General features: G+C 69.6%; 13 protein-coding genes. 2 read left to right on the forward strand and 11 right to left on the reverse strand.

Annotation, left to right across the window (positions count from 1 at the left end; genetic code table 11):
- Positions 1 to 366: 366 nt before the first annotated feature.
- Positions 367 to 1,737: a cell division protein FtsZ gene (gene ftsZ, locus SK803_RS25760; protein WP_319968670.1), complete on the reverse strand. Its 1,371-nt coding sequence runs from the start codon at positions 1,735 to 1,737 to the stop codon at positions 367 to 369.
- Between the two features lie 323 nt (positions 1,738 to 2,060).
- On the opposite strand from ftsZ, the gene SK803_RS25765 reads away from it, so the two are divergent.
- Positions 2,061 to 2,939, forward strand: coding sequence for a hypothetical protein (locus tag SK803_RS25765; protein ID WP_319968671.1), 879 nt, complete (start codon positions 2,061 to 2,063; stop codon positions 2,937 to 2,939).
- On the opposite strand, the gene SK803_RS25770 is transcribed toward SK803_RS25765, so the two are convergent.
- Positions 2,925 to 3,419 (reverse strand): DinB family protein, encoded by a 495-nt coding sequence (locus SK803_RS25770; protein ID WP_319968672.1) that lies wholly within the window; start codon positions 3,417 to 3,419, stop codon positions 2,925 to 2,927. The two genes, SK803_RS25765 and SK803_RS25770, sit on opposite strands and share 15 nt — an antisense overlap.
- A 27-nt stretch (positions 3,420 to 3,446) precedes the next feature.
- Positions 3,447 to 4,862: a phytoene desaturase family protein gene (gene crtI, locus SK803_RS25775; RefSeq protein ID WP_319968673.1), complete on the reverse strand. Its 1,416-nt coding sequence runs from the start codon at positions 4,860 to 4,862 to the stop codon at positions 3,447 to 3,449.
- Between the two features lie 94 nt (positions 4,863 to 4,956).
- Here crtI and SK803_RS25780 point away from each other — a divergent pair, with 94 nt between their 5' ends.
- Entirely contained in the window at positions 4,957 to 5,085 is a 129-nt protein-coding gene (locus SK803_RS25780) for a hypothetical protein (RefSeq protein WP_319968674.1), read from the forward strand.
- 307 nt (positions 5,086 to 5,392) lie between these two features.
- On the opposite strand, the gene SK803_RS25785 is transcribed toward SK803_RS25780, so the two are convergent.
- From SK803_RS25785 to SK803_RS25820, 8 genes are read right to left on the reverse strand one after another with little or no spacing between them, the layout of a single operon-like run.
- On the reverse strand, positions 5,393 to 6,145 hold the full coding sequence (locus SK803_RS25785; RefSeq protein ID WP_319968675.1) for a cell division protein FtsQ/DivIB: 753 nt from the start codon (positions 6,143 to 6,145) through the stop codon (positions 5,393 to 5,395).
- Positions 6,142 to 7,509 carry a UDP-N-acetylmuramate--L-alanine ligase gene (gene murC / locus SK803_RS25790; RefSeq protein ID WP_319968676.1) on the reverse strand — a complete coding sequence of 456 codons (1,368 nt, stop codon included), beginning with the start codon at positions 7,507 to 7,509 and terminating at the stop codon, positions 6,142 to 6,144. Before murC ends, SK803_RS25785 begins: the two co-directional genes overlap by 4 nt.
- Entirely contained in the window at positions 7,506 to 8,609 is a 1,104-nt protein-coding gene (gene murG / locus SK803_RS25795; protein ID WP_319968677.1) for an undecaprenyldiphospho-muramoylpentapeptide beta-N-acetylglucosaminyltransferase, read from the reverse strand. The genes murC and murG overlap by 4 nt, the downstream gene beginning before the upstream one ends.
- Before the next feature lie 30 nt (positions 8,610 to 8,639).
- Entirely contained in the window at positions 8,640 to 10,106 is a 1,467-nt protein-coding gene (gene ftsW, locus SK803_RS25800) for a putative lipid II flippase FtsW (protein ID WP_319968678.1), read from the reverse strand.
- Positions 10,103 to 11,470 (reverse strand): UDP-N-acetylmuramoyl-L-alanine--D-glutamate ligase, encoded by a 1,368-nt coding sequence (murD, locus tag SK803_RS25805; protein WP_319968679.1) that lies wholly within the window; start codon positions 11,468 to 11,470, stop codon positions 10,103 to 10,105. The genes ftsW and murD overlap by 4 nt, the downstream gene beginning before the upstream one ends.
- 4 nt (positions 11,471 to 11,474) lie before the next feature.
- Positions 11,475 to 12,560: a phospho-N-acetylmuramoyl-pentapeptide-transferase gene (gene mraY, locus SK803_RS25810; RefSeq protein WP_319968681.1), complete on the reverse strand. Its 1,086-nt coding sequence runs from the start codon at positions 12,558 to 12,560 to the stop codon at positions 11,475 to 11,477.
- Positions 12,557 to 14,017, reverse strand: a complete 1,461-nt coding sequence (locus tag SK803_RS25815; RefSeq protein ID WP_319968682.1) for a UDP-N-acetylmuramoyl-tripeptide--D-alanyl-D-alanine ligase — start codon at positions 14,015 to 14,017, stop codon at positions 12,557 to 12,559. The genes mraY and SK803_RS25815 overlap by 4 nt, the downstream gene beginning before the upstream one ends.
- Positions 14,014 to 15,540 (reverse strand): UDP-N-acetylmuramoyl-L-alanyl-D-glutamate--2,6-diaminopimelate ligase, encoded by a 1,527-nt coding sequence (locus tag SK803_RS25820; protein WP_406601581.1) that lies wholly within the window; start codon positions 15,538 to 15,540, stop codon positions 14,014 to 14,016. Before SK803_RS25820 ends, SK803_RS25815 begins: the two co-directional genes overlap by 4 nt.
- Between the last annotated feature and the right edge of the window lie 270 nt (positions 15,541 to 15,810).

A 15,810-nucleotide genomic window follows, 5' to 3' on the forward strand; every position in this document is an offset into this window, starting at 1 on the left:
GTGGGTGGCTCGCTCTGGCTCGGCTCGTGACGGGATCACCCACCCGAACCGCACCACCTACGCAGCGCGCCGCCGCCCAAAGCAACAGACGTGCCATCAACCCGCCGGTGGCGTGGACAAGGTCCTTGATCAGATTGGCGGGGTCCGGGGCGGAGCCCCGAAATCCCTAAAACAGGAACGGCCGCAACCAACCGGACCAGCTACGGACTCGCAACCGGCAGCCGCCAACGCAAGCCGACCCAAGCCGACCCAACCCGGCTCAAGCCAACGCAAGCTGACGCAGGCGTCCCCCCAATAGGAAGACCCCCTGAGCCCAAACGCTACTCAGGGGGTCCGACAAGATCGAAAACCAAAGCTCCGGCCAACTCACCGCCGCATGAACGGCGGCACGTCAACCTCATCATCCGGATCATCAGTGACCGGCACCGGCCGAGAAGGCAACGACCCGTTCTGCGACAGGGACCGAGGCACAGACGGCACGTACCCGTTGCCCTGAGCAGGCGAAGGCTGCGGCGGCACAGAAGTAGCCGCCGGAGGAGCCTGCCGAACCTCACCCTGCGAACCAGCCTGGTGCACCGGCTGCTGATGCGCCTGCTGATGCACCTGCTGGTGAACCGGCTGCGACACGGGCTGATGCACCGGCTGAGCAACAGGCGGCGCCACCGGCGGAGGCGTCTGCGCCACCGGAGCCGGCTGGTGCACCGGCGCCGCGGAAGCGGAGGCGATCGGCCCGGAAGCAGTCCGAGGCGGCGACGACAACGCCGTCGGCTCCAGCTTCTTGTGCGTGGGCCCGCCGCTGTCGAAGCCGGCGGCGATCACCGTGACCCGGACCTCGTCGCCGAGCGAGTCGTCGATGACCGTACCGAAGATGATGTTCGCGTCCGGGTGCGCGGCCTCCTGGACCAGCGACGCGGACTCGTTGATCTCGAACAACCCCAGGTCGGAGCCACCCGCGATCGACAGCAGCACGCCGTGGGCGCCCTCCATCGAGGCCTCCAGCAGGGGCGAGTTGATCGCCTTCTGCGCGGCCTGGACCGCCCTGCCCTCTCCTCGGGCCGAGCCGATGCCCATCAACGCCGAGCCCGCCCCGGACATGACCGACTTGACGTCGGCGAAGTCCAGGTTGATCAGACCGGGGGTCGTGATCAGGTCCGTGATGCCCTGAACACCGGACAGCAGCACCTCGTCGGCCGAACGGAACGCGTCCATCAGGCTGACACCGATGTCGCCCAGCTGAAGCAGCCGGTCGTTCGGGATGACGATCAGCGTGTCGCACTCGTTGCGCAGGGCCTGAATACCGTCTTCGGCCTGCTTGGCGCGGCGCTTGCCCTCGAACGAGAACGGGCGCGTCACGACGCCGATGGTGAGTGCGCCGAGCTTGCGAGCGATCGAGGCCACCACCGGCGCACCGCCGGTGCCCGTGCCGCCGCCCTCGCCGGCGGTCACGAAGACCATGTCGGCCCCCTTGAGGACCTCCTCGATCTCTTCTCGGTGGTCTTCGGCGGCCCTGTGCCCGACCTCGGGGTTCGCGCCCGCGCCGAGGCCGCGCGTCAGCTCGCGGCCGATGTCGAGCTTGACGTCGGCATCAGACATCAGCAAGGCCTGTGCGTCGGTGTTCACCGCGATGAACTCGACGCCTTTGAGCCCGACCTCGATCATGCGGTTGACGGCGTTGACGCCGCCACCACCGATGCCGACGACCTTGATCACCGCGAGGTAGTTGTGCGGGGGCGTCATCGGATCCGCCTTCCTGATCGTGGTCCGTGCTGTGGTGCTGGGTGGTGATGCACCCGGATTGAAACTCTCAACCTCTCCTAGAGGCTCAGAGTTATGTCAACCCCATATGTTCCTGCTGGACGGTAAGCACCGGTGGCACGTCGGTCCAGCAGCCACGCCGTAGGGTCCCAACACTGTGCGCTACTACTCCCCGGTCGTGCCGTCAAGTAGTGCGCACGGCCTGAGGACGACGCACCCCCAAGCCTAGTCGGACCTCGAATCAGAGATCGTCTCGCCCATCCAATCGGCGCTTTTCCGTCGGTGCTGCTCGCCAGCTTGGCCCCATGGGGATGAAAAAGCTGTGCGTCGCCCTCGTGGCGATCGCACTGGGGGCAGTGCCGGCCGCGCCCGCGAGCGCGGCCGCGGATGGCGACAAAATCATCGAGATCAGGAACGTGACCTACGGCCTCTGCCTCGACCAGACACCGCAGGGCAGGGTCCGACCCAGCCTCGCCACCTGCACGGGAAGCGCCGCGCAGCAGTTCGAGCGCGTGCCGGCGGCGGCCGGTGGGGAGTTCCTGCGCAACGTCGAGAGCGGCACGTGCCTGGACAGGCTCCAGCGGAGCATGGAGCTGTTCCTGATCCCGTGCAACGCCGAGGCCCCTGGCCAGCGCGTCGAGGTGGCGGCGGCCGGCACGGTCGCCGTCAAGCTCCGGTTCCAGGACAGGTTCGCCCAGGTCCTCTTCGCCGACATGGGCGTGCTGTTCCCGGAAGGCGACGGCGGCGAGGAGGCGCTGTGGCAGATCCGCGAGACCGGGATCGCGCCGCCACGGCAGGAGCCGGGCCCGGTCGTGCGGCTGAAGAGCGCCGACCGCCAGACCTGCGTGACCGAGAGCGGCATCAAGGCCACCCTGTCGGCCTGCACCGCGGCGACGGGCCAGGTGTTCCTGCCCGTCGACCTCGGCGAGGGCAGGACCGGCCTGCGCAGCACCACCAGCGACCTGTGCCTGGCCAACCTGAGGCACAGCGCGGTCACCCTGGAGGACTGCTCGGCGACGGACGCCGCCCAGCAGTGGACGTTCAGCGTCGACGAGGTCGGCAACCACAAGATCGCGAACGTGTCGACGACCCGGCACCTCACGCCGGACAGCGACGGCGGGGTGGCCACCTTCCCGTACTGGGGGATCAGCCTCTCCCAGCACTGGCGGCTAGTCGCCGGTTGACCCGTCCAGCAACTCCCTGACCACGTCCAGCTGACCGGCGTGCCGGGCGGTCTCCTCGATGACGTGCGCGAGCACCCATCGGGCCGAGACCGTCCGGTCGCCCCGGAACGGCACCTCACCGTCGAGCTCCACGCCGGCGAGGACCTCCCGGCTCACCGAGCACTGCCGCCGGTAGTCCTCCAGGAACCCGGCGAGCGTCTCGCCCTCCTCGACGCGCCAGTCCGCGTCGGGATCCTCCATCGTGTACGGCGCACGCGACGGGCGCCCGGCCAGCACCACCTCGAACCAGTGGTGCTCGACCCACCGCACGTGCTTCACCACACCCGCGGCCGTCGTCAGCTTCGACGGCAACACCGCACGCGCCGCGTCGTCGTCCGGCAGGCCTTCGACCTTCAGCTCGATCGTGGCGCGCAGGTAGTCCAACAGGGCCGTGTACGTCGCACGTTCATCGGCGACGAGTGGTGGTGCGGTCCGCGTCATGCGGCGCAGCCTGCATGAGCGCCCAGGTCACCGCACCGCATTTATCCGCTGGGCCGCAAGCCGTCCGGAGATCAGCACCGGCGGCACCCCGACCCCCGGCGTGGTCCCCGCACCCGCCAACGCCACGTTCTCCACACCGCGCACGACGTTGCGCGGCCGGAACGGTCCCGTCTGCGCGAAGGTGTGCGCGAGCCCGAACGGCGTGCCCGCCGCGTTGCCCCAGTCCAGCGGCGTCACGAGCACCTCGTCCCGAACGGCCGCCCCGAACCCGTCCAGCCCGCGCGCCTCCAACGTCCGCACCAACTCGTCGCGGTACCGGGGCCCGACGCGCCGCCAGTCGATCGGCCCTGTCCTCAAGTTCGGGCACGGCGCCAACACGTAGTGCAACCCGTTCTGCGCGTGCGTGACGAGCAACGACGGGTCCGACATCAACTGTCCCTTGTGGACGATCTCGTCGAACGTCCCCCGCCACGCACCCCCGAACAGGATGTTGTGGTGCCCGATGTCCCAAGTGCGATCCGTCGCGGCGTGCAACACCACGGCAGACGGCGACCAACGATGTCCACCCAGCCGCCGCGGACTCTTCCCGAGCAACCGGTACGCGTCCGGCAACTCGCACGCCAAGACCACCGCGTCACACTCGATGCGCTCCTCAGCCGTGTGCACAGCCCTCACGCTGGACCCACGCCACTCCAGCCGTGTGACCGTTGCGCCATAACGGAACTCCGCACCGTGCTTCTCAGCGGCCTTGCTCAACGCCTGAGGCACCGCATGCATCCCACCGCGCGGGTAGTACACACCCGCAATGGTATCCATGTACGCGATAACCCCGTACGCCGCGAGGGCGTGCTGTGGCGGCACCCCCGCGTACAAAGCCTGGAACGAAAACACCCTGATGAGCCGTTCATCCCTGATGAACCGCCGCAACCGAGACTCCAGCCGCCCGAACCCACCCAGCCGCGCCAGCTTCACGAGTTCCGGCCGGACCAGGTCGAACGGCGAGTCGAAGTTGGCCCCGATGAAGTGCTCGCGCTGAGTCGAGTACAGCTCGCCCAGCCACCGCCGCAACTCCCGGTACCCGGCCGCTTCCCTTGCGCCGCAAACGTTGCGAACCTCGGCCTCCATGGCCTCGGCATCGGCGTGCACCGCGATCCGCGACCCGTCCGCGAACCGCGCGTGATAGGCCGGATCGACCCGGTCGAGCGTCAGCCAGTCCGCCAGCCGCTCCCCCACCGCGCCAAACGCCTCGTCGAGGTACTCCGGCATCGTCAACACCGTCGGCCCGCTGTCCGCGACGAACCCACCCACCTGGACAGTCCCGGCGCGACCGCCTGACACATCGGCCTTTTCGACGACGGTGACCCGCCACCCGGCGCCCCGCAAGTGCGACGCGGCCGACAGTCCGGCAAGACCAGCGCCCACAACCACGACGTGGCGAGCCATGAGTACTTCCTTCGGGTGACAACGACAAATCCGGCTAATACCGCGAGAAGCAGTCCGATGAGCACGGTAGTCGTTCACTACGAGGAGGCCCCTCTTGGCACCCGCACCCGCACCCGCGTCCGTGCGTTCGCTCGTCATCGAGGCGATCGTGTTGGAACTCGTGACGAGCAGGTTGGGCAACCTGTTCGTGCGGGTCGCGACAGTGCTCAGGCCGAACGGCTGACCGGCGAGCAGAAGGAGATCTCCATGTGCTCGCAGCCGATTCCCCGGTCCCCGCACCGACGTCCCCGCCGGCTCCCCACGCCGTCCCGGCCGCCAACCCCGCGTCCGTAGCCGGTTGCCGGCACGCCAGCCCCAGGGTCGCTGGCACGCCGGCGAACACCGCTGAGGAAGCGCTTCCAGCGTTTGGCCGGGATCGGAACCAGGCAGGGCAGAGCCGCCGATCCCGGCCCGCTGGGAACCACGAAACCGTGCGTGTCTGCAAGTACTACCAACAACGTTGTTGGTAGTACTTACAGACGCCACAACGACTAGGAAACCGTTGCCAGGTCCGGCGACGAAACGTCATAGGTGGTGCCAGGCCGGGTCAGCAGCACCAGCAGCACGGCCGCCTTGCGCGGCGTGTCCTCGGAGCTGCCCCACTTCGCCACGCGGTTCCCGGACAGCGTCAGCTTCACGTCCGCACCGGACGTCGCCGCCACCGACACCACCTCCGGCCGCAGCTTCTCCGGCAGCTCGTTCACGACCCCGACCGCGGCCCGCGTGGCCGGGTCCGCGGGCGACGGGGTGGCCAGCACGAGTTCGGGCACGCCAGGCGCCGCCGCCGGCAGGACCGCGTAGTCCTTGCCGGTGCTGTCGACCAGGTGGAAGCCGTCGGACAGTTTCACCGAGCCGACCGGGACGCGTTCGGTGATCAGCAGCCGGACTGTGCCCGGCAGCTGGCGTTCGACTTCTACCGCGGCGACGCGCGGCATGGCGGCGACGCGGTCGTGGATGCCCTGAAGATCCAGGCGCACCAACGGGGAGCCGGGTTCGACGGCGGCGACACCGCGGATCTCGTCGTCGGTCAGCACCGCGGCGCCGCGGACGTCGACTTGGTGGACGCCGAGCAACGGCGTGAAGAACACGCAGTAGGTCAACGCCACCACGGAAAGCAACGTCAGCAGAGCTACCAGGCGGCGGCGCACGATGATCCTGCGCCGCGCCCGGTACTCCGCGCTCTTCGGTCGCCGGTTCGCAGCGGGACGAACTCGCGTGGACCTGCCGCGAACCGGGGCACTCATGACAGCGCGCTGACGATCTCGGGGCCGAGCATCGTGACGTCGCCGGCGCCCATGGTGACCACGAGGTCGCCGTCGCGCACCAGCGAGGCGACCAGTGCGGGCACGCGGTCGAACGACGGCTCGTAGTGCACGGAAGTCGTCACCTGTTCGGCGATCAAGCCGCCGGTGATGCCGGGCTCCGGCTCCTCGCGAGCGCCGTACACGTCCAGCACGATCACTTCGTCGGCCAACGACAAGGCGGCGGCGAACTCGGAAGCGAACGTGCGCGTGCGTGAGTACAAGTGTGGTTGGAACACCACGACAACACGGCCCGCCGCCGCGACCGGACGTGCCGCACGCAGCTGTGCGTCGACCTCGGTCGGGTGGTGCGCGTAGTCGTCGTAGACGGACACGCCACCGGCGCGGCCCTTGAACTCGAACCGCCGCCGCACGCCACCGAACGCCGCGAGACCTTCCAGCAGCCCGGCCTGATCCGCGCCCAGCTCCAGACCGGCCAGCAGGGCGGCGACCGCGTTCAACGCCATGTGCTCGCCCGGCACCGCGACGCGCACCTCGACCGCGACGCCGTCGATCTCGACCGACGCCAGGCCACCGGCTTCAAGAGGCTTGTAATCGATGAGACGTGCGTCCGTGGCGCCACGCCCGTACTCGCGCACTCGAATCCCGCGGGCCCGTGCCTCGGCGATCAGCCGTGCCGAACCGGGATCGTCCACACAGGACACGAGCACGCCGCCCGGCACGATCCGCTCCAGGAACGAGTCGAACACGGCCGTGTAGGCCTCAACTGTGCCGTGGTGGTCCAGGTGGTCCGCTTCGACGTTCGTCACAACGGCGACAGACGGCGAGAAGAACAGGAACGAGCCGTCGGACTCGTCCGCCTCGGCCACGAACACGCCACCGGTGCCCTGGTGGGCGTTGGCGCCGGACTCGTTCAGGTCGCCACCGATCGCGAACGACGGGTCCAACCGGCAGTGCTGCAACGCGACGGTCAGCATCGACGTGGTCGACGTCTTGCCGTGCGTACCGGCAACACACACGACCCGATGGTCTTCCATCAGCGCGGCAAGGGCTTCGGCGCGACGCAGCACGGTGATGCCGCGCTCACGAGCCGCCGCGTACTCCGGGTTCGACTCCTTGATCGCGGTCGAGACCACGACCTCGGTCGGACCGCCGACGAGCTGGTCCAGGTTCGCCGAGTCGTGCCCGACGGCGATCCGCGCGCCCTGAGCGCGCAGAGCCAGCACGGTCCGCGAGTCCTTGGCGTCCGAACCGGACACCTGCGCGCCGCGGGCGAGCAGAATGCGGGCGATGCCGCTCATGCCGGCACCACCGATGCCGACGAGGTGAACGCGCTCCAGGCTCATTTCCTGATCACATCCAAGACGGTGCGGGCAAGGATCTCGTCGGCCTCGCGACGGCCGGTGCCGAGCGTCGCCGCGGACATCTGAGCCAGCCGGTTGCGGTCCGCCATCAGCGGCACCACCAGCGAGGCGACCTTCTGCGGCGTCAGTTCCTCGTCCGGCACCAGCACGCCACCACCGGCGGAGACGACCGGACCGGCGTTGAGGGCCTGCTCACCGTTGCCGTGCGGCAGCGGCACGAAGACGGCGGGCAGACCGACGGCCGACACCTCGGCGACGGTCATCGCGCCGGAGCGGCACAGCACGGCGTCCGCGGCCGCGTAGGCCAGGTCCATGCGCTCCAGGTACGGCACCGTCACGTAGGCCGGCGCGCCCGGAACCTGTTGCACGGCAACGGTGTTCTTCGGGCCGAAGGCGTGCAGCACGCCAACGCCGGCGCGCGCGAACTCGGCCGCCGCGGGTGCGACCGCCTCGTTGATCGAACGCGCGCCCTGCGAGCCACCGAACACCAGCAGCACCGGTGCGTGCGGGTCCAGGCCGAAGAACCGGCGGGCCTCGTCGCGCAACGCGGCGCGGTTCAGCGTCGTGATCGACTGACGCAGCGGGATGCCGATGATCTGCGCGTCCTGCAGACCGGAGTCCGGCACCGCCGCGGCGACGTGCGCGGCGAACTTGGCGCCGACCTTGTTCGCGAGACCGGCCTTGGCGTTCGCCTCGTGCACGACGATCGGAATGCGGCCGCGTGCGGCCAGGTACGCGGGCAGCGCCACGTAGCCGCCGAAGCCGACGACGACGTCCGCGCCGACGCGCTCCAGCACCTCACGGGTCTGCTTCACGGCGCCGCGCACGTTGAGCGGCAGCTTCAGCAGGTCCAAGGTCGGCTTGCGCGGCATCGGCACCGGCGGGATCAGCTCCAGCTGGTAGCCGCGGGCCGGCACGATCTTGTTCTCCAGGCCGCGTTCGGTGCCGAGCGCGACGACACGTGCGTCCGGCCGCAGCCGCATGACCGCGTCGGCCAGCGCCAGTGCCGGCTCGATGTGTCCCGCAGTGCCACCGCCTGCGACCACGACGCACGGACCACTGGGGGCAGGGTGCCCGGTCAAGACTTGCCTCCGGAGATTGGTTTCGACTTCTCAGTTGTATCGACCGCGACCGCGGGTCGATCGGCCTTGCTCTGAGCGGCTCTGGTTCACCCGCCGTGTTTCGCGGCGACGGTACTCCGACGGCGGTGCGGACCTTCCAGCCATACGACGTTCATCGACGACCGGAAGTTGCGCGGTGCGCCTGCCCGGTGCGCGCGGAGGCGTGGACGGACGGACCGGCTTGCGCTTGGGCGGCGGCCGGTACGCCTCGGGCGCGGGCAGCCTGAGCAGGCCTCCGACCCGGCCGGGGCCGAGCGATCGCAGCGCCGCCACGGCTTCGGGCTCGTGCCGGGCGCAGTTCGCGAGGATGCCGAACACGATCATGGTCGTCACGACGGAGGTGCCACCGGAGGAGATCATCGGCAGCGTGATGCCGGTGACCGGCAGCAGCCGCACGACGTAGCCGATGTTGATCGCGGCCTGCGCGACCAGCCACACCGTCAGCGTCGCGGACACGATCCGGATCCACGGGTCGGTGTTGCGCGAGGCGATCCGCAGGCCGACCCACGCGAGCCCGCCGAACAGCGCCAGCACCAGCGCGCACCCGACGAACCCGAGCTCCTCGCCGATGACGGCGAAGATGAAGTCCGACTCGACGTTGGGCAGGTACCGCCACTGCGAGCTGCCCTGCGCGAGCCCCTTGCCGAAGAACCCGCCCTCTGCCAGGGCGAACATCGCCTGCCGCGCCTGCAGACCCGCGCCCTGCGGGTCGGCGTTGGGGTCGAGGAACGACGTCACGCGCTGCAGCCGGTACGCGGCGCCGATCGCGAGCACGACGGCACCCGCCACCGCGCCACCGGCGATCACGCCGAAGAGCCTCATCGGCGCGCCCACGAACCACAGCATGCTGATCAGCACCACGCCGAGCGTGATCGTGCCGCCGAGGTCGGGCTGCAGCATGACCAGCGCGAACACCAGCATCGCGACCGGCACGACGGGCACCAGCAGGTGGCGGTACTGCGACAGCAACGCCCGCTTGGTGACGAGCACGTGCGCGCCCCACAACGCCAGCGCGAGCTTCACGGCCTCGATCGGCTGGAACGAGATCGGCCCGAGCATGAACCACGACCGGGCGCCACCGCGGACGTCGCCCAGTGGCGTGAGCACGAGCGCCAGCAACACCACGCCGATGCCCATCGCGGCCGTCGACAGGTGCCGCAACCGCCGCAGCGGGAACCGCAGCACCAGCCAGAACAGCACCGCGCCGATGCAGACGTAGATCAGCTGCTTCTGGAACACGCTGTAGGCGGACACGCCCGACGCGACCTGTCCCGGCGCCGACGCCGACAGCACCATCACCAGGCCGAGCACGGTGAGCATGCCGAAGATCGCGAGCAGCAGGTGGAAGTCGGCGAGCGGACGGCTCAGCCACGCGGTCAGACCGCCGCGCAACGACGCGATGCGGCCCGCAGGCCGCACCTTGCGCTTGGATCTCGTCTTCTCCGCGACGACGCTCATCGGCCGATGAGCTCCTGCACCGCGGTCGTGAAGGCCTGACCGCGATGGGCGTAGTCGGTGAACATGTCCATGGAGGCCGCCGCCGGCGCGAGCAGCACGGTGTCCCCCGGCCTCGCAAGTTCCTGAGCAGCCCGTACCGCGACGGTCATGGGCTCATCGTCCCCTGTGTCAAGCACACGAACGGGGACATCCGGCGCGTGTCGCGCGAGAGCGTCCGCAATGACCTGGCGATCCTGCCCGATCAGCACCACGCCGCGCAGCCGGTGCGCCTCCGTCCGGACCATGTCCTCGACGGACGCGCCCTTCAGGAGCCCGCCGGCGATCCAGACGACGCTGTCGAACGCCCGCAACGACGCCACCGCCGCGTGCGGGTTCGTCGCCTTCGAGTCGTTGACGTACTGGATGTCAGCACCGTCGACGGCGACGCGCACCGCGCGGTGCGCGGCCGGTTCGAACGCCTCCAAGCCCTCGCGCACGGCCTCGGACGGCACACCGTACGCACGGGCCAGAGCAGTCGCGGCGAGAGCGTCAGCGATGCCGGGAGGACCGGCCGGGCGGATCTTCGAGACCTCGATCAACGCCTCGTCGTCGGCGAACGCCCGGTCGACCAGCCAGCCGTCGCGCACACCGAGCTGGCCGTCCTCTGGCTCGTCGAGCGTGAACCCGATCCGGTCGCGGGCGGGCGAGGCCTCCAGCAGGTCGACGACCAGGTCGTCGTCGAGCCAGCCGATCGCCACGTCACCGGTGAGGATCCGGGCCTTGGCCTGCGCGTACGGCTGCATGCCGCCGTGCCAGTCGAGGTGGTCCTCCGCGAGGTTGAGCAGCGCGCCCGCCTGCGGCCGCACCGACGGCGCCCAGTGCAGCTGGAAGCTCGACAGCTCCACGGCCAGCACCCGGCGGCCCGCGAGGAGCGCGTCCACCACCGGCAGACCCACGTTTCCGCAGGCCACGGCGTCCGCGCCGGCCGCGTGCAGGATCGACTCCAGCATGCCGACCGTCGTGGTCTTGCCGTTCGTGCCGGTCACCGCGAGCCACACCGGCGGGTCGGCCAGCTCGGCGGCCATCCGCCAGGCCAGCTCGACCTCGCCGATCACCTCGATGCCCGCCGACGCGGCGGCCGCGAGCAGCGGGCTCGACGGCTGCCAGCCGGGGCTCGTGACGACCAGCGAGGTCCCGGCAGGAGGTTCGGTCAGGCCGGGCACCAGTTCGACGCCTTCGAGCATGGTCTCCAGCGCGGCCAGTCGCTCCTGCGACGAGTCCGTCACCACGACCTCCGCGCCCGCCGCGAGCAACGCCTCCGCGGCGGACCGGCCGGTCACTCCAGCACCGGCGACCAGCACCTTTGTTCCGGCCAGTTTGGTCATAGTTCTAGAACCCGCCCGTCAGCCACTCGCTGTAGAACACGCCAAGCCCGAACATGCAGCAGATGCCCGCCATCAGCCAGAACCGGATGATGACCGTGGTTTCCGCCCAGCCGGCCAGCTCGAAGTGGTGGTGGAACGGTGCCATTCGGAACAGGCGCCGTCGTGAGGTCCGGAAGACCGCGACCTGCAACGCCACCGACAGGGCCTCGACCACGAACAGACCGCCGATGACGATCATGAGCAGCTCGGTGCGGGTGGCGATCGCGAGACCGGCGACCAGGCCGCCGAGCGCGAGCGAACCCGTGTCACCCATGAAGATCTTGGCCGGAGCGGCGTTCCACCAGAGGAAGCCGATGCAGCCCGCCATCGCGGCCGCCGCGATCACCGCCAGGTCCAGCGGGTCACGCACGTCGTAGCAACCGGCCACGGCGTAGCTGGAGCAGTTGTAGCGGAACTGCCAGAACGAGATCACCACGTAGGTGCCGAACACCATCGCCGACGAGCCGCCGGCCAGGCCGTCGAGGCCGTCGGTCAGGTTCACGGCGTTCGACCACGCGGCGACCATGCCGTAGCAGAAGACGATGAACCCGACGACGCCGAACGAGACCACGGTGATGTCGCGGACGAACGACAGGTTGACCGACGCGGGCGTCAGGCCGTCCTTGTTCGGGAACTGGAGCACCAGGATCGCGAACGTGATCGTCGCGATGAACTGGCCGACCAGCTTGGCGGTCTTGTTCAGGCCCAGGTTGCGCGCCTTGCGGATCTTGATGAAGTCGTCCAGGAAGCCGACGACGCCCAGTGACGTCGTCAGCATCAGCACGAGCAGGCCGGACGCCGTCGGGGTCTGCCCCGACGCCGAGGCCGACATCGAGTTCACGAGGTGCGTGCCGAGATAGCCGGCCCACATCGCGACCAGGATGGCGAGGCCACCCATGGTCGGCGTGCCGCGCTTGGTCTTGTGGTGCTGCGGACCGTCCTCGCGGATCTCCTGGCCGAAGCCCTGCCGGGAGAAGATCTTGATCAGGTAGGGCGTCAGCAGGATCGACACCGCGAGTGCGATCGCTGCCGCGATCAGGATGCTCTTCACTTGGTTCCTGCCTCCAGCAGGGCCTCGGCAATGCGCCACAGGCGGTAGGCGTTTGATGCCTTGACCAGCACGACGTCACCGGGCCGGATTTCCGCGCGCAGCAACGCGATCGCCGCGTCCGCGTCCGGCACCAGGACGGATTCTTCCCCCCAAGATCCTTCCAGGTGCGCCCCTTGGTGCATCGCGCGGGCCGCGTCACCGATGACGACCAGCTTGCTGATGTCCAGCCGCACCACGAGGCGGCCGATCTCGTCGTGCTCGCGCACCGCGTCGTCGCCCAGTTCCGCCATCGGGCCGAGCACGGCCCAGCTGCGGCGGGCGGGCGTGGTGGCGCGCGAGATCGTCGCGAGCGCCTTCAACGCCGCTCGCACCGAGTCCGGGTTCGCGTTGTACGCGTCGTCGACGACGGTCACGCCGTCGGGCCGGTCGGTGATCACCATGCGGTGCGCGGAAACCCGTTCGGCGGCGCCGAGTCGTTCGGCGACCTCGGCGGGCGTGGCGCCCAGTTCGAGTGCGATGGCGGCGGCGACCAGTGAGTTGCCGACCTGGTGCAGGCCGTTCAACGCGAGCTTGACCTGCGCGTCGCCCTTGGCGGTCTTCAGCGTGAAGCTCGCGCGGGCCTGCTCGTCCAGCTCGATGTTCTCGGCGCGGACGTCGGCCTTCTGGTTCTCACCGACCAGCACGACCTTGGCCTTCGTGCGGCTCGCCATGCCCGCCACCAGCGGGTCGTCGGCGTTGAGGATCGCGACGCCGTCTTCCGGCAGCGACTCGATCAGCTCGCCCTTGCCCTGCGCGATGCCCTCGCGGGAACCGAACTCCGACAGGTGCGCGGTGCCGACGTTGAGCACGGCGCCGAACTTCGGCGGGGCGATCTCGCAGAGGTTCGCGATGTGGCCGATGCCGCGCGCGGACAGCTCCAGCACCAGGAACTTCGTGTCCTCGGTGGCGCGCAGCGCGGTCCACGGGTGGCCGAGCTCGTTGTTGAACGACTCCGGCGGCGCGATCACGTCCCCGACCGGCCGCAGCACCTGCGCGATCAGGTCCTTCGTGGACGTCTTGCCGGCCGAACCGGTGACGCCGACGATCGTGAGGCCCTGGAGCTGGTCCGTGACGTAGCGCGCGAGCTTGGCCAGCGCGGCCAGCACCGCGGCGCCCTCGCCGTTCGTGTCGCCGGCGAGCACGTAAGCGTTGGCGTGCTTGGTCTCCACCGGCGGCGCGATCACCGCGGGGGCGTCGACCTCACGGCCCGCCAGCACACCGGCGGCACCGCTCGCGACCGCCTGGGCGGCGAAGTCGTGGCCGTCCACGCGCTCACCGGGCAACGCCAGGAAGAGGCCGCCCCCGGTGACCTTGCGGGTGTCGAACTCGACAGAACCCGTGACCACCGGGCTGCCATCGGTTGCGTGCAAGCGTCCGCCGACGATCTTCGCGATCTCGGCGAGCGTGAGTGCGATCAACGGTGAGCCTTTCTGATCGCGGCGGTCAGCGTCTCGACGTCCGAGAACGGGTGGATCACGCCGGCGATCTCCTGTCCCGTTTCATGTCCCTTGCCGGCCACCACGACGACATCGCCCGGACGTGCGAGCTCGACGGCCTTCTCGATCGCGAGCCTCCGGTCGCCGATCTCGAGCACCTCGCCCCTGTTGTCGGCGGCGAGGGCCCCTTCGAGCATGGCGGCCCGAATGGAAGACGCGTCTTCGCTCCTCGGGTTGTCATCGGTGATGATCAACACCTCGGCGCGTTCCGCGGCGGCCTCGCCCATCAGCGGTCGCTTGGCCTTGTCGCGGTCACCGCCGCAGCCCAGCACGATGATCACCCGGCCGTCGGTCTTCGCGCGCACGGCGTCCAGCGCGAGGGCGACGGCGGCGGGCTTGTGCGAGTAGTCGACGACGGCGGTGAAGTCCTGCCCCTCGTCGACGCGCTGCATGCGGCCGGGGACCTGGACGATCTTGAGGCCTTCCGCGATGGCTTCTTTGGAGATGCCCTCTGCGTGCAGGCAGGCGATCGCGAGCAGGGCGTTCGCGACGTTGAAGCTGCCGGCGAGCTGCAGGTGGATCTCGATGTCGCCGTCGGGCCCGTGCGCGGTGAACGTCTGCTCGCCGGTCGGCGACACCTCGACGTTGCTCGCGGTCCAGGTGGCGGGCTTGGTGGTGGCGACGGTGATCGTGTGGTCGCGGACGAGGCGGGGACCCCACTCGCCGTCGACGCAGACGACCTCCTTGCGCGCGCGGCCGTCGAACAGCTGCGCCTTCACCTCGAAGTACTCCTCCATCGAGGAGTGGAAGTCGAGGTGGTCCTGGCTGAGGTTCGTGAACGCGCCGATCTCGAACTCGGTGGCGGCGACGCGGCCCAGTTCCAGCGCGTGGCTCGACACCTCCATCGCCACGTCGGTGATGCCGCGCTCGGCCATGACCGCGAACAGCGCCTGCAGGTCCGGCGCCTCGGGCGTGGTGTGCGAGCTGTCCAGCTGCTCGGTGCCGATGCGGGTGCCGACCGTGCCGATGAGACCGGTCTGCTTGCCAGCGGCGCGCAGCACCGACTCGATCATGTACGTGGTGGTGGTCTTGCCGGACGTGCCGGTGACACCCCACAGCTTGATCTTCGTCGACGGCTGACCGTAGACGTGCGCGGCGAGCAGACCCACGACCTCGCGCGGCCGCGGGTGGATCAGCACGGGCACGTCTTTGAGGGACTCGCGCGCGGCACCGGCCTCGTCCGTCAGCACCGCGACGGCACCGTTGGCCAACGCCGTCTCAGCGAAGTCGGCACCGTGCACACGGGCACCGGGCAGCGCGGCGTACAGGTCTCCGGGGACCACGTGCTGTGCACGCAGAGTCACCCCCGTCACCTGGACGTCAGCATGCGCTGGCCTGGTCAGGTGCACGTCGGCAACCGCGGCGAGTGCGGCCACGGAAGCAGGGCGAATGGCGTTGGGGCGGGGCGGGGCGGTCGCGACCTTGCCCTCGAGCTTGGCAGGCACGGGCAAGAGGCTACCGGCGTGCGCGGAGTGGCCGAGCGGCGCGTTGGCAATCGGGTGATGATCTGCCGTGATAGGCCGTTCGAGTGGCCGTTTCGGGTGCTCTTCAGGGGTGAGCCCGTCCGGCCGAACAAGTTCCTGCCCGCTTTGTGACTTCCGACCCTGTGGTCAGTTGTGCGCGCGCGGTGAGGTAGAGGGCGGTAGGAGGCGGCGATGAGAACACGCACGGCGGTGGAACCCAGGAGATTCTCTTTCTGGGCACCGGATTTCAGT

Source organism: Lentzea miocenica, from assembly GCF_033949945.1.
GTDB classification, from domain to species: domain Bacteria; phylum Actinomycetota; class Actinomycetes; order Mycobacteriales; family Pseudonocardiaceae; genus Lentzea; species Lentzea miocenica.

Bases quoted from the DNA above. Each gene is read 5' to 3' on its own strand.
- murD (WP_319968679.1), bottom strand. From the start codon at position 11,470: ATGACCAAACTGGCCGGAACAAAGGTGCTGGTCGCCGGTGCTGGAGTG.
- crtI (WP_319968673.1), bottom strand. From the start codon at position 4,862: ATGGCTCGCCACGTCGTGGTTGTGGGCGCTGGTCTTGCCGGACTGTCG.
- SK803_RS25785 (WP_319968675.1), bottom strand. From the start codon at position 6,145: ATGAGTGCCCCGGTTCGCGGCAGGTCCACGCGAGTTCGTCCCGCTGCG.
- ftsW (WP_319968678.1), bottom strand. From the start codon at position 10,106: ATGAGCGTCGTCGCGGAGAAGACGAGATCCAAGCGCAAGGTGCGGCCT.
- SK803_RS25765 (WP_319968671.1), top strand. From the start codon at position 2,061: ATGGGGATGAAAAAGCTGTGCGTCGCCCTCGTGGCGATCGCACTGGGG.
- murC (WP_319968676.1), bottom strand. From the start codon at position 7,509: ATGAGCCTGGAGCGCGTTCACCTCGTCGGCATCGGTGGTGCCGGCATG.
- ftsZ (WP_319968670.1), bottom strand. From the start codon at position 1,737: ATGACGCCCCCGCACAACTACCTCGCGGTGATCAAGGTCGTCGGCATC.
- SK803_RS25770 (WP_319968672.1), bottom strand. From the start codon at position 3,419: ATGACGCGGACCGCACCACCACTCGTCGCCGATGAACGTGCGACGTAC.